We start from the raw sequence: 23,389 nt of genomic DNA on the forward strand, positions 1-23,389 counted from the left end.
GAAAGACCTTTGAACAGTGTCAGATCAAACTCCACCGCCCGGTCCCCGCGATCCTACCGGTATTGAGCCGATTTCCATTGTCGAGGAGATGCAGAGCTCCTATCTCGCTTATGCGATGAGCGTGATCGTGAGCCGCGCGCTTCCCGATGTGCGCGACGGCCTCAAGCCGGTTCACCGGCGTATCCTTCACGCCATGAACGAAATGGGCCTCGCCTGGAACCGATCCTACCGTAAGTCCGCCGGTGTCGTCGGTGAAGTCATGGGTAAATTCCATCCCCATGGCGACGCCTCGATCTATGACGCGCTCGTGCGCATGGCGCAGGATTTCTCGCTGCGTGATCCGCTGGTCGACGGGCAGGGCAATTTCGGCTCCATCGATGGCGATCCGCCGGCGGCCATGCGTTACACCGAGTGCCGTCTTGAGAAGGTAACAGAGGCGCTGCTCGAGGATATCGACAAGGATACGGTCGATTTCCAGGAAAATTATGATGGGCGCGAGATGGAGCCGACGGTTCTGCCGGCCCGTTTCCCGAACCTTCTGGTCAACGGCTCGGGCGGTATCGCCGTCGGCATGGCGACGAACATCCCGCCGCATAATTTGCGCGAGATCATCGACGGCTGCATGGCGCTGATCGACAATCCGGCGATCGAGCTGCCTGAACTGATGGAGATCATCCCGGGTCCGGATTTCCCGACCGGCGGTATCGTGCTCGGTCGCTCCGGCATCCATTCCGCCTATAGCACCGGGCGCGGCTCGGTCGTCATGCGTGGTCGCGTCAACATCGAACCCATGCGGGGCGATCGCGAGGCCATCGTCATCACTGAGGTCCCGTACCAGGTGAACAAGGCGACGATGATCGAAAAAATGGCCGAGTTGGTGCGCGACAAGCGCATCGAGGGCATTTCCGATCTGCGCGATGAGTCCGACCGCGATGGCTACCGCGTCGTGATCGAGCTGAAGCGCGACGCGGTCGCCGATGTCGTGCTCAACCAGCTCTATCGCTTTACCCCGCTTCAAAGCTCGTTCGGCGTCAACATGGTGGCGCTGAATGGCGGCAAGCCGGAGCAGATGACGCTGCTCGACATGCTGCGCGCGTTCGTCTCCTTCCGCGAGGAAGTCGTCAGCCGCCGCACCAAGTTCCTGCTGCGCAAGGCGCGCGACAGGGCGCATGTCTTGGTCGGCCTGGCGATTGCCGTCGCTAATATCGATGAGATCATCAACCTCATCCGCCATGCTCCCGATCCGGCGACGGCGCGCGAGCAGTTGATGGAGCGCCGCTGGCCGGCAATGGATGTGGCGCCCCTGATCGCCCTCATCGACGATCCGCGCCACAAGCTGAATGACGATAACACCTATTACCTCTCCGAGGAGCAGGCGCGCGCCATTCTCGATCTTCGCCTGCAGCGCCTGACGGCGCTCGGACGCGACGAAATCGCCGACGAATTGAACAAGATCGGCGAGGAAATTCGCGATTATCTCGATATTCTGGGATCGCGCATCCGGATCATGGATATCGTCAAGAATGAGCTCATAGCCATTCGTGACGAGTTCGGCACCCCGCGCCGCACCGAGCTTGCCGAGGGCGGGCCGGATATGGACGACGAGGACCTGATCGCCCGTGAGGACATGGTCGTCACCGTCAGCCATGCGGGCTATATCAAGCGCGTGCCGCTTGCCACCTACCGCGCCCAGCGTCGCGGCGGCAAGGGCCGATCCGGCATGGCCACGCGGGAGGAGGATTTCGTCACCCGCCTGTTCGTGGCCAATACGCATGCGCCGGTCCTGTTCTTTTCCTCGCGCGGCATCGTCTACAAGGAAAAGGTCTGGCGCCTGCCCATTGGCACGCCGCAGTCGCGCGGCAAGGCGCTGATCAACATGCTGCCGCTCGAACAGGGTGAGCGCATCACCACCATCATGCCATTGCCGGAGGATGAGGCGAGCTGGGCGGAACTCGACGTCATGTTCGCCACGACGCGCGGCACGGTGCGCCGAAACAAGCTCTCCGACTTCGTTCAGGTAAATCGCAACGGCAAGATCGCGATGAAGCTCGAGGAGGAGGGCGACGAGATCCTGTCCGTCGATACCTGCACCGTGCATGACGACGTTCTGCTGACGGCGGCGGGCGGTCAGTGCATCCGCTTCCCCGTGACGGATGTGCGCGTGTTCGCCGGGCGCAATTCGATCGGTGTGCGCGGCATCAATCTGGCCGAGGGCGATCGCATCATCTCCATGGCGATCCTGCGCCATGTGGATGCGCCTCCGGCCGAGCGCGCCGCCTACCTCAAGCGTTCCATCGCCGAGCGGCGCATGCAACTTGGGGAGGATGCCGAGGATATTACCGTGGTCGGCGAGGAAGTCGGCGCGGAAACCGAGCTGCGGGAGGAGCGCTATCAGGAGCTGAAGGCGCTCGAGCAGACTGTTCTCACCGTCAGCGAATATGGCTACGGCAAGCGATCATCCTCCTATGAGTTCCGCATTTCCGGCCGTGGCGGCAAGGGTATCCGGGCGACCGATACGTCGAAGACCGATGAGATCGGCAAGCTCATCGCTCTGTTCCCGGTCGAGCCGAAGGACCAGATCCTGCTGGTCTCGGATGGCGGGCAACTGATCCGCGTGCCTGTCGGCGGCATCCGCATTGCGGGCCGTTCGACCAAGGGCGTGACGATCTTCAACACTGCCGAGGGCGAGAAGGTCGTCTCCGTCGAACGCATCTCGGAATCCGAGACTGAAGAGGTCGAAGAAGAAAACGGAACGGATGGAAACGGGCAGGTGGGGGAAATCGCGCCCGCTCCCGATGGGCCCGTCGAAGAATAAAAAGAGAGGCGGCGCCACTACGCGCCGCCCCACACTTTGGCTGGAGGGCCAAGGAAGCTCTTTGTTAGCGGTGCGTCAGGTTGCGCACGCTGTGAAGATCGAAGACTGGTTCCGCAACCCTCTGCCGGGTGGCGTTTTCCTCTACCAGCAGGATGATTGCCGAAACGGTCATTGCGACCATCATGGACAGCGCGAGAAGGAATATCATCATCGGATCGTTCCTTTCCATTTCGCAGTAATTACGCCTGAGCACAAAAAAGGTTGCGTCAATATTCTCGCATACTGCCGGATATCCGCTGAATTCCTGCTGAACCTTCCGTTCACCTTGAGTTCATAAAAGCTATGCGGCCGCTTGCCGCCTCGGATTGCGGCATTGAAACCCTCCGACAAACGCGTTACGGCAGACACATGACCATCGCTATCTATGCCGGATCCTTCGATCCCGTGACCAACGGCCATGTTGATGTCCTCAAGGGCGCGTTGCGTCTTGCGGATCAGATTGTCGTGGCTATCGGCGTTCATCCCGGCAAGCAGCCGCTTTTCTCGCTGGAAGAGCGCGTCGAACTGATCGGCAAGGTCGGCAAGGCGGTTTTCGGCGCCGATGCCAGGCGCATCAGCGTGGTGTCGTTCGACGGGCTCCTTATCGAGGCGGCAAGGGAGCATGGCGCATCGCTCCTGGTGCGCGGGCTGCGTGACGGAACGGATCTTGATTACGAGATGCAGATGGCGGGTATGAACGGGACCATGGCGTCTGAACTGCAGACCGTGTTCCTGCCTGCCGCCCCCGCCGTCCGTACCATTACCGCCACATTGGTCCGTCAGATCGCATCGATGGGCGGCGATATCAGCCCCTTTGTTCCGGCTGTCGTCGCCGAAGCGTTGAAATCCAAATTCAAATCCTGACTTGTGGAGACAATTTCCATGTCGATCTTCCCCAAAGCTTTTGCCGCTGCCGTTTTTCTCGCGTTTTCGCTGATGGCATCACTATCCGCCCATGCGGCCGATCCGGAGAATACGCTGGTTCTAACGTTGAAGAACGGCGATGTGGTGATCGCGCTGCGTCCGGATCTGGCGCCCAAGCATGTCGCGCAGATCAAGACGCTGGTGCGCGAGGGCGCCTATGACCACGTTGCCTTCCACCGCGTCATCCCGGGGTTCATGGCGCAGACTGGCGACGTGCAATTCGGCAATTCCAAGAAGGGCTTCAATGCGGCGCGCGTTGGAACCGGTGGTTCGAACAAGCCCAATCTGCCCGCCGAATTCTCGAAGGAGCCCTTCGTCCGCGGCACCGTCGGTATGGCCCGCTCCGCCAGTCCCGATTCCGCCAATTCGCAGTTCTTCATCATGTTCGGCGACGGCTCGTTCCTGAACGGCCAATATACAGTCGTCGGCCAGGTCACCAGCGGCATGGATGTCGTCGACAAGATCAAGAAGGGCGACGAGGCCAACAATGGCGCGGTCACGGATCCCGACGAGATCATCAAGGCCGTCATTCAGGCCGACAAGAAATAAACCTGCAATACCGCAAACGACCCCAATAATGATACGAAAGGAGGCCCGAGATGGCTTACAAAGACCCGGAAAACACGCTCGTCCTGGAAACCACCAAGGGCAAGGTCGTCATCGAACTTTATCCTGATCTCGCTCCCGGCCACGTCTCCCGCATCAAGGAACTGGCCCGCGAGAACGCCTATGACGGTGTCGTCTTCCACCGCGTTATCGACGGCTTCATGGCGCAGACCGGCGACGTGAAATTTGGCAAGACCGGTGGCACGGATTTCAACCCGGGCCGCGCCGGCATGGGCGGCTCCGAGAAGCCCGATCTCAAGGCTGAGTTCTCCAATGTGAACCACAAGCGCGGCACCTGCTCGATGGCGCGCAGCCAGAGCCCGAATTCGGCGAATTCACAGTTCTTCATCTGCCTCGCCGATGCGCCGTGGCTTGATCGGCAATATTCAGTCTGGGGCCAGGTGATCGAAGGCATGGATAATGTCGATGGCATCAAGAAGGGCGAGCCGGTGGCAGACCCTGATTCGATCGTATCAGCACGCATCGCAGCTGACATCTGAAATCTCATATCTGATCCATGCGCGTTGATCTTTTCGATTTCGATCTACCGGAAGAGCTCATCGCGCTTCGACCGATGGAGCCGCGCGATCAAGCGCGGCTCCTGATCGTCCAGCCAGGTTCGCCATTCCAGGACCGGCGCGTCGATGCCCTGCCCACTATGCTGAGGCCGGGTGATGCGCTTGTCTTCAACAACACCAAGGTTATTCCGGCGCAGCTCGAAGGTATCCGCGAGCGCGAAGGCGTCACCGCACATATCAGCGCCACCTTGCATATGCGCGTGGGGCCGGACCGCTGGAAGGCATTTCTGCGACCGGGAAAACGCGTCAAGGAGGGCGAGCGCATCCGCTTTGGCCATGAGGGTTCAAGCTGCTTCCTGGGCACGCTCGATGCCACGGTGATCGAGAAGGGAGACGCCGGCGAAGCGCTGCTGGTCTTCGATCTCAGCGGAACCGTACTCGATGAGGCCATTGCTGCGGTAGGGCATATTCCGCTACCGCCCTATATCGCCTCCAAGCGCCCCGAGGATCAGCGCGACAGGACGGATTATCAGACCGTCTATGCCAGCGAGGAGGGGGCGGTGGCGGCGCCCACGGCCGGCCTGCATTTCACACCGCAATTGCTCGAAAGACTGAAACAAGAGGGAGTCGAGGAGCATTTCGTCACGCTTCACGTAGGTGCGGGGACATTCCTGCCGGTGAAGGCCGATGATACGAGCGAGCATAAGATGCACGCCGAAATCGGTCATGTCTCACAAGCAACGGCTGACGCGCTCAATCGCGTGCGGGCCAATGGCGGACGCATCGTCTGCGTCGGCACGACATCGCTGCGTCTTCTGGAAAGCGCTGCCGATGAGGACGGCACGATCCGGCCCTGGTCCGGCGCAACCGATATCTTCATCACGCCCGGCTATCGCTTCCGCGCCGTGGACATGCTGATGACCAATTTCCATCTCCCCCGCTCGACGCTGTTCATGCTCGTCTCGGCCTTCAGCGGCATGGATACCATGCGACAAGCTTATGAGCACGCGATCCGCGAAGGCTACCGCTTCTATTCCTATGGCGACGCAAGTCTTCTGGAGCGGCGCATCGAGAGCAATTCCAGGGAAAGTGCGTAGCGGTTCGACATCAGGTGATTTCACCTGACGGCAAAATGCTGTATGGCGAGCGCCATCATGATCAGCAAAACCTTCCAATTCAAAGTTCTTGCAACTGACGGCAAAGCCCGGCGCGGCGAAATCACCATGCCGCGCGGCACAGTCCGGACCCCCGCCTTCATGCCCGTCGGGACCGGCGGCACCGTCAAGGCCATGTATATGGACCAGGTGCGCGACCTCGGCTCCGACATCATCCTCGGCAACACCTATCACCTGATGCTGCGGCCAGGGGCGGAGCGCGTTGCGCGACTTGGCGGGCTGCATGATTTCGCCCGCTGGCCCGGCCCGATCCTCACCGATTCCGGCGGATTCCAGGTCATGTCTCTGGCGCAATTGCGCAAGCTCAACGAAAACGGCGTGACGTTCCGCTCGCATATCGACGGGCGCGCCTATGAGATGACCCCTGAGCGCTCCATCGAAATCCAGGGACTTCTCGATTCCGATATCCAGATGCAGCTCGACGAATGCGTGGCCCTGCCGGCGCAGGAACGCGAGATGGAAAGGGCAATGGAGCTTTCGCTGCGCTGGGCGGAGCGCTGCAGGACAGCCTTCGGTGAGCAGCCGGGGAAGGCGATGTTCGGTATCGTGCAGGGCGGCGACAATGCACGCCTGCGCACGCATTCGGCCGAGGCGCTGAAGGCGATGGACCTCAAGGGCTATTCGATCGGCGGCCTGGCGGTGGGCGAACCGCAGAATGTCATGCTGGAGATGCTGGATGTGGTCTGCCCGGTTCTTCCCGCTGAAAAGCCGCGCTATCTCATGGGCGTCGGCACGCCGGACGACATCTTGAAGTCGGTGGCGCGTGGCGTAGACATGTTCGATTGCGTCATGCCGACCCGCGCCGGCCGCCATGGCCTTGCCTTTACCCGCCATGGCAAGATCAATTTGCGCAATGCGCGGCACGCCGAAGATCCCCGACCGCTGGACGAGGAATCGAATTGTCCCGCTGCGCGCGATTATAGTCGCGCCTATCTGCACCATCTGGTGAAGTCGGGGGAGTTCCTGGGCGCCATGCTGCTTACCTGGAATAATCTCGCCTATTACCAAAGCCTGATGCAGGGATGCCGTGACGCCATCGAGGCGGGAGAATTCGAGAATTTTGCCGGCGCGACCCAGGAGCGGTGGGTGAGGGGCGATCTCCCCGCCCTCTGATGAGCCTCGTTTTTCCATTGGATTTGGACAGTCTGCCACTGCGCTGACGACCGCTCCCGAACGTGTCGCAAGCGCCTATGCAATCGATTACATTTACGCTACAATCGATTTCATAAGGTGGTATATGAGGAACATGACGGACAGGGCCAAGATCAAGGATATCGCCCGGCGGGCGGGCGTTTCGACCGCAACGGTTTCCCGCGCGCTGAGCGATTCGAGCTTGGTGGCCGAGGCGACGCGCGAGCGCATCCGCGATGCGGCGAGGACACTGGATTACCGGCCCAATGTGGCAGCCCGCAATTTGCGGATGCAACGGTCGATGTCGGTGCTGCTCGTTGTCCGTGATGTTTGCAATCCTTTCTACCTCGATATTTTCAAGGGCGTGGAAGCGGCGGCGAGGGCAGCCGGTTATTCCGTGTTGATGGGCAATACGGAGAACGACCCCGACCGGGCGCGCGAATATTTCGATATGCTGCGCGACGGGCATGCGGACGGTATGATCCTCATGACGGGAATGCTGCCGCAGGATTACGAGCAGATTTTGGGCGGGTCGAAGGCTAGGCCGATCGTCGTGGCGCTCGAACTCATCGAGAGCAGCGACTTGCCGAATGTCCATATCGACAATCGCGCTGCGGCTTACAGGGCCGTCAAGCACCTGATCGATCTCGGGCATCAGCGCATCGCGCATATTTCCGGCCCCATGCCGGAATTTATGAGTTCGCGGCGGCGCGAAGGCTATCTCGCGGCGATGGCGGATGCAGGCCTGCCTGTTCCCGCCGCCTATGACCTGACCGGTGACTATAGCTTGCGGACGGGGCGGGAACTCTGCCGTCAGCTCTTTTCATACAGGGATAGACCAACCGCGCTCTTCCTGGCCAATGACGAAATGGCCTTCGGTGCGATCAACGAACTGCGTCAGCTGGGGTTCACGGTTCCCGACGATGTATCGGTCGTCGGCTTCGACGATATTTTCCTGAGCGAAGCTTTTTATCCGCCACTGACGACCGTCAGCCAGCCGCGCGAGGAAATCGGCCGCAGGGCGATGGAGATGCTGCTCGCCCTTTTGGGCGGCAATGATGCCGCGCCGTCATCGGTTGAACTGCCGACATGTCTGAAGGTCCGGGCCTCTACCGGACCGGTACCCGGCAGATGATAACGAAAAATGGATCAGCGACGCGTGCTCTTGCCATCGGGATCGTTCCCCCGCAGCAGTGTCGACAGACGGGTCATGATGAGATCGCGTTCTGCGTCGGTCAGGATATCGCAGTCGAGAAGCTGCATGCTGCGCATGCCCTCGATCGCCAGGAAAGTAACGAGTGCGGAAGCGTTGTCCTCGGATCTCGCCTGCATTCTGTCGAGCAACTGCCTGTTGTAACGGCGGATCGGGCGGATGAATTCAGGATTTTCGGCAATGGCAGCGAGGACACCTGATGGCGGCGGGTCTTTGTGAATGCTCTCGTTTCGGAAAACCTGGAGGAAGGCCTCGGCGATACCGTTGGGCGCGTCTTTCCGGCCTTCTTCTTCCGCGCGCAAGGCTTTGTCATGATCCTTGAGATGTTCCTCGACAACCGCTTCGAGAAGCTTAGCCTTTGTGGGAAAGCTATAGAGCAGCCCGCCTTTCGAAAGACCGGCTCGGGCGGCAACGGCATCGAGCGAGAGATGAGCGGGCCCTATTTCCTTTGCGAGTTCGGTGGCGGCCAGCAGGATTCTTTCACGCGACGACAGTTTTTTCCCGTGCATCTAAGGCTTTCATGGCAAGAGTGAGTTGACAATACCGTCCGGACGGTACAGTAATTTCCGCGTGGTATTCAAGTCAAATCGATGATTTCGCTATGACGCTGATCGCGCGGCAGGCATTTCGTCTAACCTCTAAGCCTCTGCTGGAGCCTCTCACCGATGGCCATCCTCCGCTTCCTTCGCCGCCTTCTTCCCTATCTGCTTCTCCTGCTCATCGTGGCTATTTGCGGTGGCATTATCTGGTTCAATATGTTCCGCGACAAGATGATCAAGAACTATTTTGCCACCATGCAGCAGCCGGCGCTGGCGGTTTCAACCATTACGGTGGACCCGGCGAAATGGACGCCGAATATCGAGGCGATTGGCTCCGCAAACGCCTCTGAAGGCGTCAATCTGACCGTGCAGGTAGCCGGTATTGTCCAGAAAATCGCCTTCAAGGCCAACCAGCGCATCAAGCAGGGCGATCTCCTCGTCCAGCTCGATGACAGCATCGAACAGGCGGATCTCGCCGCCGCCAAGGCGGACGCCACCCTGCAGGAGGTCAATTACAAGCGCGCCCAGACCCTGCGCACGCAAGGCGTCGGCGCGATATCCAATGTCGACACCACGAGGGCTGCCATGGAATCGGCCCAGGCCCAAGTGGCGAAGCTGCAGGCGACACTCGACCAGAAGCGCCTGGTTGCGCCGTTTTCCGGCACGATCGGTATCCCCCAGATCGACATCGGACAATATCTGACGCCGGGCGATGTCGTTGCGACGCTGCAGAACCTCGATACGATGCGCGTGGATTTCACAGTTCCCGAACAGTCGCTTTCCCGGCTGAAGATCGGACAGCCCGTGCAGGTCGGCTTTACAAGCGACAAGTTTGAGTTTTCCGGGAAGATTATCGGCATCGACCCGAGGATAGATCCCACGACCCGGCTGGTTTCCGTGCGCGCGCAGGTGCAGAACCCGGACCGCAAGCTCAACCCCGGACAGTTCGTACAGATCCGCGTCGATCTGCCGGTGGAGAACAACATCATTGCCCTGCCGCAGACGACTGTGGTGACGAGCCTTTACGGCGACTATGTCTTCGTCGTGCGCCCGGAAAAGCCGAAGCAGGAGGCTGCCGCGTCAACGCCTGCCGAAGCTGACGCAAAGCCAGATGAAGACAAGCAGGCTGATGCGAAGCAGGCCGATAGGCTGGCCGTGCAACAGGTTTTCGTCAAGCTCGGCCGTCGCACGCGCGATCTGGTTGAAGTCACCAGCGGGCTTTCGGATGGCGATGTCGTCGTCACTGCCGGCCAGAACCGGCTCACTCAAGGTGCGCATGTCGTCGTCGACAACACCATCAATCCAGCCGACGCTCCGAACCAACAATAGGCCGGTATCATGAGTTTTTCCGACATATTCATTCGCCGTCCGGTTCTTTCCATCGTCGTCGCCCTGATGATCCTGCTTCTGGGCGCGCAGGGTATCTTCAACCTTGCGGTTCGTGAATATCCGGAAGTCGAAGAGACGGTCATTACGATTACCACCACCTATGCGGGCGCGAATGCCGACCTTATCCAGGGGTTCATCAGCGCGCCGATCGCCCAGGCTGTGGCGACGACCGAGAACATCGACTATGTGACGTCCTCCAGCAGCCCGTCCTCCAGTAAAGTGACTGTGCAGATGAAGCTCGGCGCCGATCCGGATGCCGCGCTGACCGAAGTCATCGCCAAGGTCAATCAGGTGCGCGGTCAACTGCCGCAGGAGGCCGAAGACCCCGTTATTCTCAAGGGAACGGGTGAGAGCTTCGCGACCATGTATCTGGCCGCGCAAAATCCCAACATGACGAACGAGCAGATCACCGAATATCTGGAGCGGGTGATCCAGCCGCGCATGTCGACGATCCAGGGCGTGGCCGAAGCACAGATCCTTGGCGGGCAGATTTATTCCATGCGCGTCTGGCTCGAGCCTTTGCAGCTTGCCGCGCGCGGCATTACCGCATCGCAGGTTCTCTCGGCCATCAATGCGTCGAACTTCCTCTCGGCCCCTGGCAAGACGAAGAATGAGTATGTCACCACGTCGATCATGCTCAAATCGACGCTGCAGACGCCCGAAGCCTTCGGAGCGATGGTGGTCAAGTCCGACGGCGATAACATCGTGCGTCTGCGCGACGTAGCCCGCGTCGAACTCGCGGCGGAAAGCACCGACACCATCGTCAGGTTCAACGGCAAGGCCGGAACGTTCCTTGGCATCATGCCTACACCCGCCGCAAATCCCATCGACATGGCGGCCGAGGTCAACAAGGAGATGCCTTCGATCCAGGCTTCGCTGCCTGAAGGCATGTCGCTCGTCGTGGTCTATGATTCGACCGAGCAGATCAGCTCTTCGATCCGCGAGGTTTTCACGACCATCGCCGAGGCTGTTGCGATCGTCGTCATCGTCATCATCCTGTTTCTCGGTTCGTTTCGCTCGGTCATCATTCCAATCGTAACGATCCCGATCTCGCTGATCGGCGTCTGCTTCTTCCTTTATGCGCTGGGTTACTCCATCAATCTGCTATCGCTGCTGGCGATGGTGCTGGCCATTGGTCTCGTCGTCGACGACGCCATCGTGGTCCTGGAGAACATCCACCGGCACATAGAGGAGGGGCTCAAGCCGATGGATGCGGCATTCAAGGGCATGCGCGAAATCACCGGCCCGATCATTGCCATGACGATCACGCTTGCGGCGGTCTTCGCCCCTCTGGGCTTCACCGGAGGCCTGACCGGATCCCTCTTCCGCGAATTCGCCTTCACGCTCGCCGGCGCCGTCATCATCTCGGGTGTTGCGGCTCTGACCATCTCGCCGATGATGTGCGCGCGCATGCTCTCGCATGGCGGAAGCACGCGTTTCCAGCGGTTCATCGATCGTAATTTCGCGCGTTTCGAGGGGTGGTATGGACGGCTCGTTTCCGGCTCGTTGAACTATCGTCCGATCACGCTCCTCATGGTGGCGTCGCTTCTCGGCGTCACCGCGTTCATGTTTTTCAATACATCGAGCGAACTGGCGCCAGAGGAGGATTCGGGCGCGCTGTTTTCCCAGTTCGTTGGTCCGCAATATGCCACTTCGGCCTATATGAAGCTCTATGCCGACCAGATGGATACGCTGACAAAGGATATTCCGGAGCTCAAGGCGCGGTTCAACATCGTCGGCTTCGGGGGCGCAACGAATACCGGCATCGCGCTCTGGGCTTTCAAGGACTGGTCGCAACGCGAACGTTCCCAGAAGGAACTGCAGGCGGATTTGACCCAGCGTCTCAGCAAACTGGCCGGTGTTCAGGCATTCGTCTTCTCGCCGCCTTCTCTGCCCGGAGCCGGCGGTGGATTGCCGATCTCGGTCATCGTCCGGTCCACGGGACCCTCGGATCAGGTTTTCGAGGTCGCCGAGAAGATCAAGAACGAGGCGCAGGCGTCCGGTCAGTTCATCATCGTGCAGAATTCGCTCTCGTTCAACGCGCCGCAGACCACGGTCACGATCGACCGCGACCGTGCCGCCACGCTGGGCGTCAACGTCAGCGATATCGGCACCACGCTCGGTCTTCTCACCGGCGGCGCCTCGGTCGCCAAGTTCGACCGGGATTCCAACAGCTACGATATCATCACGCAGGTGCCTGACGAATTTCGCGCCAACCCGGAGCGGTTGGGCGAGTTCTATGTGCGCAGCGCCTCGGGCAAGATGCTGCCCCTGTCCTCCGTCATCACGGTTACCGAAAATGCGTCGCCGGCTGCAATCGAGCAGTTCAACCAGTTGAACTCCGCCACGATCTCGGCCCTGCCGCTGCCCGGCGTTACGACCGGACAGGGCCTGCAGACCATCGTCGACATGGCGCGCGCGAACATGCCTGCCGGCTATTTCCTCGACTATTCCGGCCAGTCGCGGCTTGAGGTCGAGCAGGGCCATACGATCCTGATCGCCTTCAGCCTGGCCGTGGTCGTCATCTATCTGGTGCTGGCCGCTCAGTTCGAAAGCTTCCGCGATCCGTTCATCATCATGATGTCGGTGCCGCTTTCGATCTTCGGCGCCCTCGTGCCGCTCAATCTCGGCCTCGGTACGCTCAACATCTATACCCAGGTCGGATTGATCACGCTTGTCGGGCTGATCACCAAGCACGGCATTCTCATGGTGGAGTTCGCCAACCAGCAGCGCGAGTTGCATGGCCTCTCGCGCCGTGACGCCATCATCCTGGCGGCGCAGACCCGCCTGCGTCCGATCCTGATGACGACGGCCGCAATGGCGCTTGGCGTCGTGCCGCTGATCATCGCCACCGGAGCAGGCGCGGCGGCGCGCTATTCGATCGGCCTGGTGATCTTCACAGGTATCGTCGTCGGAACCTTCTTCACACTGTTCGTGGTGCCGATGTTCTATACCTACATCTCCAAGAAGGAAGGTCTGGCGGAAGCCTCCGCCCAGGACACGCCGCCGGACGGACGACCGGTTGCTCCCGCTCACCATTGAGGCTCATCACCGAAACTTGCATTTACTGCAAGGGGGAACGCCAGCTATCCCGGTAGCTGGCGTTTTCGTTTTAAGACGAAAAACGGAATCAATTTCTCCGGATGTCGGCGGGAGCCTCCCGTCGCACATCCCGCATCTTTGTGAGCATCATGATACCGCTTTCCGTTCTTGACCTTTCTCCCGTTCCCCAGGGCAGCCATGTCGGCCAGTCCCTGCGCAACTCGCTTGATCTCGCCCGTCATGCCGAGCGTCTCGGCTACCACCGTATCTGGTTTGCCGAGCATCACAACATGCCGGGCATAGCCAGTGCCGCTACCGCGGTGGTGATCGGCCACGTCGCGGCGGGCACGTCGAGCATCCGTGTCGGGGCAGGCGGCATCATGCTGCCCAACCATTCGCCCCTGATAATTGCCGAGCAGTTCGGCACGCTTGCGGCGCTATTTCCGGGGCGCATCGATCTTGGCCTCGGGCGCGCGCCCGGCACCGATCAACTGACGGCGCGTGCCTTGCACCGCAACATGAACAGCGATGCCAACGCGTTCCCGCAGGATGTCGTCGAACTGATGAACTATTTCCGTCCGGCCGAGCCCGACCAGCGTGTGCGCGCCGTGCCGGGAGCAGGGCTTGACGTGCCGGTATGGATCCTCGGATCGAGCCTTTTCGGCGCACAGCTCGCCGCAGCGCTGGGCCTGCCCTATGCCTTCGCCTCGCATTTTGCGCCCGCAGAACTGGAATATGCCGTGGAAGTCTACCGCACCCGGTTCGAGCCGTCGGAACATCTCGACAAGCCTTATGTCATGCTGGGCGTGAACGTCTTTGCCGCCGAGACCGATCAGGAGGCGAATCTGCTGTTCAGTTCGCTGCAACAGGCCTTCGTCAATTTGCGCATGGGCAAACCGGGGCTGCTTCCGCCGCCCGTCGAGAACTACGCGGAGGGGCTGGACTCCACGGGGCGGGCGCTTCTCCAGCACGCGCTTTCCTGCTCGTTCGTCGGTTCGCCGCAGACCGTGAAGCAGGGCCTCGATGCGTTCATCGCCCGCACGGGCGCCGATGAGTTGATGGTGACGGCGCAGATATTCGACCATGCCGCCCGGATCCGCTCATTCGAGATCTTAGCTGACGTCGCGGGCCTTTAGACCGCCCAGTTCGACAAAGACCCACCCAATTGCCGATTGGATGGGAAAAGCGCATTCGACAGGTGAAACACGGCAGAATGCTGTTGACCCACGCTGCCGGCGCACTTATGTTCCGCCGCACTTCCAGGGACGAACCGTCCCCTTCGGGAGCGCGTAGCTCAGCCGGTAGAGCAACTGACTTTTAATCAGTAGGTCCAGGGTTCGAATCCCTGCGCGCTCACCAATCTCCAGAAATCGATCAAGTGCACTCAAGTTTGCCCGCAGCGAATCGTGGGGCAACGCTGCGGCCGGCAATCACATCGTTCAATCGACTTTCGACGCGTCCTCCTGAGAAGCGCTGGCGCTGTTTTTCAGCTTCTGCAGCAGCTTTTCCGCGATGGGTTCGTAGTTGTCGTCGAAATGATGGCCGCCCGGCTCTTTCATTGTTTCCATGGGGGCAAGCGTCGGCTCCGTGCAGACGGTGTCATCTTCGTCTTCGCCATAAACGCAAACAACCCGGTCGAGGGGCAGGGTGGCGATTGCCGGGGCGGTTTTCTTGTCACCGTCCATTCCAAGCCAGCCGTCGATCGTCACCTGAAATGTGGTGGTCGTCGAGGCGCCGAGGAGCGCGATCATGCGGGTGCGGTCCTTTATCGCCGGGTCGAGATATTGCCAGGCGAAGGGAAAGGTATCGGCGCCGAAGGAATAACCGAAAATCGCGACAGGCAGCTTTCCGCTGGGATCGGCCTTCTTCAATATGGCATCCGTATCGTCGGCGATTTCCTCGGGCGTACGCTCCGACCAGAAATAGCGAAGCGAATCGACTCCCACCACATGAACGCCATGCTGGCTCAGCCATTCGCCGATGGATTTGTCGATATCCCGCCAGCCCCCGTCGCCCGAGAAGAAAACTGCAACATAATCGGCGTTTCCCTTCGCTGGCAGATCGACAATGGGCAGCGCCTGATTGGCGGCGTCCTTTGCGGCCATGGCAGCAACTGCATCCGCGGCCATGCTCAGGCGCACGTCCGGTTCGGTGGCTTTCTGCAGTACGGCGATACGCTGTTTTTTTGCCTCCGCCGGATCGTTTACGGGTCCAGCCTTGCTGATCAATGTCACAGGTGTCGGCAGCTTGGCATCGAGGGCATAATTGTAGCCGCCAGTGGGCGCAATCGTCGCCTTGGCGCCCTCACAGGAAGGCAGTTTCGTCTTCAGCGCATCTGCCGGATCCAGACCGACCGCGCCGGCAAGCGTCGCATCGGGGGCGTCGGCCGCTGCCGCGTAGGCCAGCGTCGCACCCTGGCCGATACCCGCTATGACAGGATGAAAATAGACGTTGAGATCCAGCGCTCGCAGTGCTTCCTTGGCGATCCCTTCGAAATCGGAATCGATATAGATGCACTCGCCGTCTTCCTTGTCGAGCTCTGCGCGCCATGTGTCGAAATTGACGGGAAGAACGATGATGCCGCGAGCAAGAAGAGCTTGCGACAACGCATGGTCCCGGGCCGTCATGCCGCCCGCATCGGAAATCTGGATGGCGAGACCGACAGGGTCGTTCGGCGGCATCAGCACGGGGACGTCGTGCAGCCGCTCCGCGCTGACATGCGTGACGACTTCCTGCGTACCGGTGAGGCGCGCCCAAGTGCGCAATACTTTGCCTGTTTGCCCGGTATAAACGACATAACCGACGGCCGAAGCGGCAAGTATCAGCCCTGCTGCCGTGGCGAGCAGATAACGTTTGATTCTCATTTGCGCGTCCTCATTTGCGAATGAACTCCAGTGGACTGCCATTGATGAGCGTCGTCACATCGACCAGCGTTCGGGGGGTGTCCAGCCCTCCAGGACAAATGAGATAATGAGGCGACCAGACGGGATCGAACTTCTCCTTGAACGCCTTCAGCCCGTCGAAATGGTAGAAATCAGCGCCGCGCTTGTAGAGGAACGAACCGAAGCGGTTCCACCGTGAAGCAAGCGGGCTGCCGGAAAGGCCGGAAAGGGGAGCAGCGCCAAGATTGAACCAGCGGTAGCCTTCCGCCTTGGAATACATGAGCAGCTTGGCGAAAAGCGCGTCCATCATGATCTTCGAAACGTTGGGCATATAGCGCATCAGATCGACGGTGATTTCGTTCTTGTCGGCGCTTCGCCATACATTGGCGAAGGCAACGATATCCCCGTCCTTCTTCATGACCGCAACGTCATAGCGCGACAGAAATTCCGGATTGAAGAAGCCGAGGGAAAATCGCTTCTCACTGCCCGATTTATGGGCAAGCCAGGCATCGGAAATCTTTTTCAGCTGCGGCAGGACCGGCGGGACATCCGCTGCCGGTATGATCTCGAAGATAAGGCCATCCTTGTCCGCGCGCCGGTCGGCATAGCGGAAGGGCTGGCGCTGGGGGCCATCGAGGGAGAACTCGCGCAGATCGACACGCGCGACTTCGCCGAGCTTCAGCGCGATGAGGCCCATATCGAGAAAGAGCGGCAAACTGTGTGGCCCGACGCCATAAAAAACGGTGCGGGCGGCAAGCTTGTCGGCGAGCGCGTGGAACGACCAGGCAAGTTCCTCCATGACTTTCCTGTCACCGACCGGTTCGCCCAGCGCGATGAGGCTGCCGCCTGATTGGGCATACATGATGAAACCGCGATTGTCCGGATCCATCAGGAACTGCTTGTCGCCTAGAAGCGCCAAAGCAGTCTCGGCATGCGGCGAAGCCGCGACGAGTGCCGGCACGGCATCCGGTATCGCAAGGTCCTTTTTCGACCGTTTCATCCCTCTGCCGTTGATGGCGGTATTGAGGCTGACCACCAAAATCACGGCCAGAACAAGGACCGTGGCGCGCAGGAAGCGGGGGGCATTGGCGTTCCAGGCGAAATCCCACCAGAGATTGTCGGAATATTCGACATGGCGGTAGATGAAGAAGCCAAGCCATGTTGAGACGAGGACGGTGGTGCCGACGCTGGCGAGCCAGTTCCAGGTCAGCACGAACGGCCCGACGATCGGGCGCCGGTAGAATGAGCGGCGGAAGGCCCAGAGAACGCCTGCGAAAACGCAGAGAATGCTTGCTTCTTCCCAGTCGAGACCCTTGGCAAGGGAGAAGACGGCGCCGGCCAGCAGCAGGATCATGGCCGCGACCCAGGCGCGTGCCAGGCGCTTGGCGAGGCCGCGCGCGACGACAAGCAGCGCCACGCCGACAAAGCTTGCCGCGAGATGCGACATCTCGACGAAGATCAGCGGCAGGATATCCGACAGGATGTCGAGGCGGTAGCGCACACCGGGTGTGACGCCTGATATCAGGAGGACGATACCGCCGAGGAACGTCACGCTCGCCGCAAGCCCCGGGATCAGCGGCTCGACCACACGCGTGGCAAGGCGTGCCTGCGCGGTGAGTTTTTCCCTGCGCCTGAAGGCTTCCCATGCCAGCACGCCGCTGACGGCGACCAGAAGCGGCAGCACCGTGTAGATCAGCCGGTAGACGATGAGGGCGGCGATAGCTTCGGGCTTGCCTCCAAGACCGAGACCGGCAATCATGGTTGCCTCGAAAGCGCCAAGGCCGCCGGGTGCATGGCTGACCACGCCGAGAATGACGGCGATGACATAGACAAGCGCGAAGACGGCGAAGCTCTGCACGACGCCCTCCGGCATCAGCATGTAGAGCGTCGCCGCCGCTGCCGTTACGTCGACGAGGCCGGCGGCGATCTGGATGAGCGCGCCGCGCGAGGTCGGGAGCTTAACCGTGAATTGGCCGACCTGCAGCGAGCGGTCGCCCTTGGACAACCAATATATAAGCCACCCGATCCCGCCGAGGATGATCACGCCAGCGAAGAGATCGATGCGTGGATCGAGCGCCGAAAGCCATGGAACGTCGGCCGGGTCGATCAGCATCGCCGCGCCGATCATGATGATGAACGCGAACCAGATGGCGAACCAGGAGGTGCCGACAATGCGCCCGATATCGACCAGGCTTATGCCCTCGGCGGCATAGATGCGGTAGCGCAGCGCGCCGCCGGTCAGGAGCGAAAAGCCCAAGGCATTGGAAATGGCGTAGCCGGCCGCCCCCGCGATTGCCGAAATCCGGTGTGGTATGCGGCCCGGCGCGATGGTGTCGACTGCGACCACATCGTAAAGCGCAACCGCCGCATAGCTGAGAGCGGTGAAAAACAGCGCCAGCCCCAATGTGCGAAGCGGAATGTTCTCGATCGCGGCGACCGTCTTGGCCCAGGACGTGTGCCGCAGGAGATCTTCCAGCACGAATAGCGCCAGCAAGGCGATGACGATACCCGCGATGGGGAAGGCGATATGCTGGTATTTTTTCAGGCGATGTAGAAGGCCCCGAGATCGACTGGAATCTTCGTTGGGGCGATCGCTGGCCTGCGAAGGCGGAGACGCTGGGTTGTCATCAATAAGACCCATTGGGCACTTCCCTGAAAATCTTGCCCGTAAGGCTGTGAACGCTCGAATTCAAGCTCGGTTGATTCCTCATTTGAGGCAAACTTGTGATGACCCGATCTTATTCAACCGTTCAGCGCCTTTCTGATAACAGGCCGATGATAGCATGAATTTGACTGGGTTTTACTGTATGACCGGACTAGAAGCGGTATGGGGTGATGCGCCTGGACAGGCGATGATCCAGACCGGCACGGAGGAATGCGCGTGGCGCTTGACGTCTCTTATATAACGGCAGTTGGCGCGGGCGCGCTTTCCTTCCTCTCGCCCTGCGTGCTGCCACTCGTCCCACCATATCTCTGCTATATGGCCGGCGTCAGCGTCGAGGATTTCCGGGCCGAAGGTTCCGGTGCTGCCGTCGCGTCGCGCCGGGGGGCGTTGTTTGCGTCTTCCTTTGCGTTTGTCCTCGGCTTTACCACGGTCTTCGTCGCACTCGGGGCAGGCGCATCTTCCATAGGGGCATTCCTGCGGGCATGGCAGCAGGAGATCGCCATTGTTGCCGGTCTCGTCATTATCGTGATGGGATTGAACTTCCTTGGCCTGTTCAGATTGTCGATCCTTTCCCGGGAAGCCCGCTTCCAGGCGAAGGGCGCGCCGGCCAGTCCCGTGGGAGCCTATGTCATGGGCCTTGCCTTTGCCTTCGGATGGACGCCCTGCATCGGACCTGTGCTGGGGCCGATACTTACCTTGGCCGGAGCGAAAAGCACGGTGGGCGAGGGAGCAAGCCTGCTTGCGACCTATTCGCTCGGCCTCGGCATCCCCTTCATGATTGCAGCCCTGTTTTCCGGCGCATTCATGCGTTTTCTCGCACGATTCCGGGTGCATCTCGGCAAGGTTGAAAAAGTCATGGGCGGTCTTCTCGTCGCGGCCGGGTTGCTTTTCCTCACTGGCGGAATGCAATCCTTCTCTTTCTGGCTGCTCGAGACATTTCCCGCGCTCGGGCAACTGGGCTAACCCGACGTAAGCCAATTTATACGCTTTCGTGGTTAGGCTTCGGACCTGTATAACCTCGCCCTGACTCCCGTTTGACAACGACCGGATATCCGCCTCATGACCAGCCGAACCTGCCTCTCGATCATTCTTGCCGCCGGAGAAGGGACGCGGATGAAATCCGCTCTCCCCAAGGTGCTGCACCAGATCGCGGGCATGCCCCTGATATGCCATGTCGCCAAGGCCGTTCGCGGGACCGGCGATGGCGATATCGCTCTCGTCGTCGGCAGGGGGGCGGACGAGGTGAAGGCGGCTGTCGAGAAGGTATCGCCTGGTGTTTCCGCCTATGAGCAGAAGGAACGGCTCGGCACCGCCCATGCCGTCCTGGCGGCGCGTGAGGCGATCGCGCGCGGTTATGACGACCTGCTGATCGTCTTCGGCGACACGCCGCTGATCGAGGAGAGCGCTCTGATCCTGGCCCGCTCCAGGCTCGCGGAAGGCTTCGACATCGTAGTGATGGGCTTTCGCCCGTCCGATCCCTTCGGCTACGGACGACTGATCGAGACCGGCGGAGATCTTGTTGCTATACGCGAAGAAAAAGACGCAAGCACCGAAGAAAAAAGGATAAATTTCTGCAATGGTGGTCTGATGGCCATTCGCGGCGAACACGCCCTGGCGCTTCTAGAAGCCGTCCGCAACGACAATGCCAAGGGCGAGTTCTATCTGACCGATATTGTTGAGATCGCGCATCGCGAGGGCCGGCGTGTGACGGCCATCGAAGTGCCGGTGGATAATGTCATCGGCATCAACACGCGGGTTGAGCTGGCCGAGGCGGAAGCCATCTGGCAGGACCGCAAGCGTCGGGCGATCATGCTTGCCGGCGTGACCATGATTGCGCCCGAAACGGTGTTCTTTTCGCATGACACGCTGGTCGAGGCCGACGCGCTCATCGAGCCCAACGTCTTCTTCGGTCCCGGTGTGCATATAGCATCCGGTGCGGTGATCCATGCGTTTTCCCATCTGGAGGGCGCGCATGTAGGTCCCAGAGCCGAAATCGGTCCGTTCGCGCGGCTGCGGCCGGGCGCTGATCTCGGAGAGAAGTCGAAGGTCGGCAATTTCTGCGAGGTCAAGAACGCGACCGTCGCCAAGGGGGCGAAGATAAATCATCTCTCCTATATCGGCGATGCCTCTGTGGGGCCCGGCGCCAATGTCGGTGCGGGGACCATCACCTGCAACTATGATGGCTACAACAAGAGCAGGACGGTAATCGGCGAGGGCGCTTTCATCGGCTCGAACACGTCTCTTGTCGCTCCGGTTTCGGTCGGCGCTGATGCGTATATCGCGTCCGGAAGCGTGATTACCGAAGATGTGCCCGATAGCGCCTTGGCGTTTGGGCGCGCGAGGCAAGTGACCAAGGAAGGTCGCGCCACTGTTCTGCGTGAGCAATATGCGGCGATAAAGGCTGCGAAAAAGACTGGGAAATGATTTGTTTTCTGTCGCTTTTGGGTGAATTCAATCGCGAAAGAAACTGAAATCTATTGTGAATATCCGTCGCGGCAATCAGAGTTTAGAGCAATTCGGAAAATCGGGTCTGCCGGTTGTGCGGGCTGATTTTTAGGTTTGGAGAAGGGAACGCTTTCATGTGTGGCATTATCGGGATTGTCGGCGTCAGGCCTGTTGCACCGCGTCTGGTCGATGCGCTGAAGCGTCTTGAATATCGCGGCTATGATTCGGCTGGCGTTGCCACTCTGGAGGACGGTGCGCTGGATCGCCGCCGCGCGGAAGGCAAGCTGGTGAACCTGGAAAAGCGGCTGATTGCGCAGCCGCTGGAGGGAACGATCGGCATCGGCCATACACGCTGGGCCACCCATGGCGCGCCGACGGAGCGGAACGCCCATCCGCACGCCACGGAAAAGCTTGCCATTGTTCATAATGGAATTATCGAGAATTTTGCCGAATTGCGCTCCACCCTCGAAGCAGACGGCTATTTTTTCCAGACCGACACCGATACCGAAGCCGTAGCGCAACTGGTGACGCGCGAACTCGATCGGGGCAAGTCGCCGGTAGAGGCCGTGCGTGAAAGCCTCCCACAGCTCAAGGGCGCCTTCGCACTGGCAATCCTGTTCACGGGCGAGGACGATCTCCTGATCGCCGCCCGCCGCGGCTCGCCGCTCGCCATCGGGTATGGCGAGGGTGAAATGTTCCTGGGCTCCGACGCTATCGCGCTTGCCCCGTTCACCGACACCATTACCTATCTTGACGATGGCGATTGGGCGGTCCTGACGCGCAACAGCTCCACCATCTACGATGAAAACGGTGCCCTGGTTTCCCGCGCAATCCAGAAATCCACCGGCACTGCCTTTCTGGTCAGCAAGGGCAATCACCGCCATTTCATGGAAAAGGAAATCCACGAGCAGCCGGAAGTCATCTCCCATACGCTGGCGCATTATCTCGATTTCACCAGCGGCATGACCAGGGCCGAGAGCGTGCCGGTCGATTTCTCCGCGATCAACCGGCTGGCGATTTCCGCCTGCGGCACTGCCTTTTATGCCGCGTCCATCGGTAAATACTGGTTCGAGCAGATCGCGCGCCTGCCGGTCGATATCGATATCGCTTCCGAGTTCCGCTATCGGGAGATGCCTTTGTCGAAGGACACGCTCGCGCTGTTCGTCTCGCAATCGGGCGAGACCGCCGACACGCTGGCTTCCCTTCGCTATTGCAAGAGCCAGGGCCTGAAGATCGCTTCAGTTGTCAATGTGAAGGAATCGACTATCGCCCGAGAGTCGGATGTCGTCTTCCCGACGCTGGCCGGACCGGAAATCGGCGTTGCCTCGACCAAGGCTTTCACATGCCAGCTCTCCGTCCTCGCATCGCTTGCCATCGCTGCCGGCAAAGCCCGTGGGACGATCGACGCTGCGGAAGAGCAGCGCCTCATCCGCCATTTGTCGGAAGTGCCGCGTTTCGCCAATGAGGTGCTGCGTCTCTCACCGCAGATCGAGGCCGTCTGCCGCGAATTGATGCTGGTCAAGCACGCGCTTTATCTCGGTCGCGGAACCAGCTTCCCGCTCGCCATGGAAGGCGCGCTGAAGCTGAAGGAAATCTCATACATCCACGCCGAAGGCTATGCGGCCGGCGAGCTGAAGCATGGTCCGATCGCGCTGATCGACGAGACGATGCCCGTCATCGTCATTGCGCCATACGACCGGCTCTACGAAAAGACCGTTTCCAACATGCAGGAAGTCGCGGCGCGCGGCGGGCGCATCATCCTGATTACGGACGCCAAGGGAGCGGCGAATGCAAATATCAAGACGCTGGATACGATCATCCTGCCTCACATGCCTGAGATCATCGCGCCGCTGATCTACGCGCTGCCGGTGCAGATGCTCGCTTATTATACCGCCGTCTTCATGGGGACCGATGTCGATCAGCCGCGCAATCTGGCGAAGTCGGTCACGGTGGAATAGCCAAGATTCCGGTTCATTTTGTCAAAGCCCTGCGCTAGACCATTCAGA

17 protein-coding genes and 1 tRNA gene are annotated in these 23,389 nt (G+C 60.3%); 14 read left to right on the top strand and 4 right to left on the bottom strand.

The features are described 5' to 3' along the window. Nucleotides 1-16: 16 nt before the first annotated feature. Nucleotides 17-2,815: a DNA gyrase subunit A gene (gene gyrA / locus DUT91_RS08070; RefSeq protein WP_114439870.1), complete on the top strand. Its 2,799-nt coding sequence runs from the start codon at nt 17-19 to the stop codon at nt 2,813-2,815. A gap of 64 nt (nt 2,816-2,879) precedes the next feature. On the opposite strand, the gene DUT91_RS26145 is transcribed toward gyrA, so the two are convergent. After that, the gene (locus tag DUT91_RS26145) at nt 2,880-3,026 is read right to left on the bottom strand and encodes a hypothetical protein (RefSeq protein WP_200834924.1); all 147 of its coding nucleotides are present in this window, start codon (nt 3,024-3,026) and stop codon (nt 2,880-2,882) included. Nucleotides 3,027-3,223: 197 nt separating this feature from the next. On the opposite strand from DUT91_RS26145, the gene coaD reads away from it, so the two are divergent. The 6 genes from coaD (at nt 3,224) to DUT91_RS08100 (ending at nt 8,343) form a co-directional block, all read left to right on the top strand. Beyond that, nucleotides 3,224-3,718 carry a pantetheine-phosphate adenylyltransferase gene (coaD, locus tag DUT91_RS08075; RefSeq protein WP_114439871.1) on the top strand — a complete coding sequence of 165 codons (495 nt, stop codon included), beginning with the start codon at nt 3,224-3,226 and terminating at the stop codon, nt 3,716-3,718. An 18-nt stretch (nt 3,719-3,736) separates the two neighbouring features. Continuing rightward, nucleotides 3,737-4,327, top strand: a complete 591-nt coding sequence (locus DUT91_RS08080; protein ID WP_114439872.1) for a peptidylprolyl isomerase — start codon at nt 3,737-3,739, stop codon at nt 4,325-4,327. 50 nt (nt 4,328-4,377) lie between these two features. Beyond that, nucleotides 4,378-4,884, top strand: a complete 507-nt coding sequence (locus tag DUT91_RS08085) for a peptidylprolyl isomerase (RefSeq protein ID WP_114439873.1) — start codon at nt 4,378-4,380, stop codon at nt 4,882-4,884. A gap of 17 nt (nt 4,885-4,901) precedes the next feature. After that, nucleotides 4,902-5,999 (top strand): tRNA preQ1(34) S-adenosylmethionine ribosyltransferase-isomerase QueA, encoded by a 1,098-nt coding sequence (gene queA, locus DUT91_RS08090; RefSeq protein WP_114439874.1) that lies wholly within the window; start codon nt 4,902-4,904, stop codon nt 5,997-5,999. A gap of 57 nt (nt 6,000-6,056) precedes the next feature. Next, nucleotides 6,057-7,190, top strand: a complete 1,134-nt coding sequence (tgt, locus tag DUT91_RS08095; RefSeq protein ID WP_114440166.1) for a tRNA guanosine(34) transglycosylase Tgt — start codon at nt 6,057-6,059, stop codon at nt 7,188-7,190. A gap of 133 nt (nt 7,191-7,323) precedes the next feature. Beyond that, nucleotides 7,324-8,343, top strand: coding sequence for a LacI family DNA-binding transcriptional regulator (locus DUT91_RS08100; protein ID WP_114439875.1), 1,020 nt, complete (start codon nt 7,324-7,326; stop codon nt 8,341-8,343). A 14-nt stretch (nt 8,344-8,357) separates the two neighbouring features. Here the strand turns inward: DUT91_RS08100 and DUT91_RS08105 are convergent, their stop codons facing one another. After that, complete coding sequence (locus DUT91_RS08105) at nt 8,358-8,930, bottom strand: TetR/AcrR family transcriptional regulator (RefSeq protein WP_114439876.1); 573 nt, start codon at nt 8,928-8,930, stop codon at nt 8,358-8,360. A 156-nt stretch (nt 8,931-9,086) separates the two neighbouring features. Here DUT91_RS08105 and DUT91_RS08110 point away from each other — a divergent pair, with 156 nt between their 5' ends. The 4 genes from DUT91_RS08110 (at nt 9,087) to DUT91_RS08125 (ending at nt 14,750) form a co-directional block, all read left to right on the top strand. Next, on the top strand, nt 9,087-10,289 hold the full coding sequence (locus DUT91_RS08110; RefSeq protein ID WP_114439877.1) for an efflux RND transporter periplasmic adaptor subunit: 1,203 nt from the start codon (nt 9,087-9,089) through the stop codon (nt 10,287-10,289). A gap of 9 nt (nt 10,290-10,298) precedes the next feature. After that, a complete protein-coding gene (locus DUT91_RS08115; RefSeq protein WP_114439878.1) occupies nt 10,299-13,391 on the top strand; it encodes an efflux RND transporter permease subunit in 3,093 nt (1,030 codons plus the stop codon). 149 nt (nt 13,392-13,540) lie between these two features. Continuing rightward, nucleotides 13,541-14,527, top strand: a complete 987-nt coding sequence (locus tag DUT91_RS08120) for an LLM class flavin-dependent oxidoreductase (protein WP_114440167.1) — start codon at nt 13,541-13,543, stop codon at nt 14,525-14,527. A 147-nt stretch (nt 14,528-14,674) separates the two neighbouring features. Then, nucleotides 14,675-14,750, top strand: a tRNA-Lys gene (locus DUT91_RS08125). A gap of 80 nt (nt 14,751-14,830) precedes the next feature. Here DUT91_RS08125 and DUT91_RS08130 read toward each other — a convergent pair. Beyond that, nucleotides 14,831-16,255 (bottom strand): virulence factor family protein, encoded by a 1,425-nt coding sequence (locus DUT91_RS08130; protein ID WP_114439879.1) that lies wholly within the window; start codon nt 16,253-16,255, stop codon nt 14,831-14,833. 10 nt (nt 16,256-16,265) lie between these two features. Then, nucleotides 16,266-18,914, bottom strand: a complete 2,649-nt coding sequence (mprF, locus tag DUT91_RS08135; protein WP_114439880.1) for a bifunctional lysylphosphatidylglycerol flippase/synthetase MprF — start codon at nt 18,912-18,914, stop codon at nt 16,266-16,268. A 234-nt stretch (nt 18,915-19,148) separates the two neighbouring features. Between mprF and DUT91_RS08140 the strand changes: the two genes are divergently transcribed. From DUT91_RS08140 to glmS, 3 genes are all read left to right on the top strand, one after another. Next, a complete protein-coding gene (locus DUT91_RS08140) occupies nt 19,149-19,901 on the top strand; it encodes a cytochrome c biogenesis CcdA family protein (protein ID WP_114439881.1) in 753 nt (250 codons plus the stop codon). Nucleotides 19,902-19,997: 96 nt separating this feature from the next. Beyond that, nucleotides 19,998-21,362, top strand: coding sequence for a bifunctional UDP-N-acetylglucosamine diphosphorylase/glucosamine-1-phosphate N-acetyltransferase GlmU (gene glmU, locus DUT91_RS08145; protein ID WP_114439882.1), 1,365 nt, complete (start codon nt 19,998-20,000; stop codon nt 21,360-21,362). A gap of 155 nt (nt 21,363-21,517) precedes the next feature. Next, nucleotides 21,518-23,341: a glutamine--fructose-6-phosphate transaminase (isomerizing) gene (gene glmS / locus DUT91_RS08150; protein ID WP_114439883.1), complete on the top strand. Its 1,824-nt coding sequence runs from the start codon at nt 21,518-21,520 to the stop codon at nt 23,339-23,341. The last annotated feature ends 48 nt before the right edge of the window (nt 23,342-23,389 follow it).

The sequence above is a fragment of the Paramesorhizobium salinisoli genome (assembly GCF_003335045.1).
GTDB lineage: Bacteria > Pseudomonadota > Alphaproteobacteria > Rhizobiales > Rhizobiaceae > Paramesorhizobium > Paramesorhizobium salinisoli.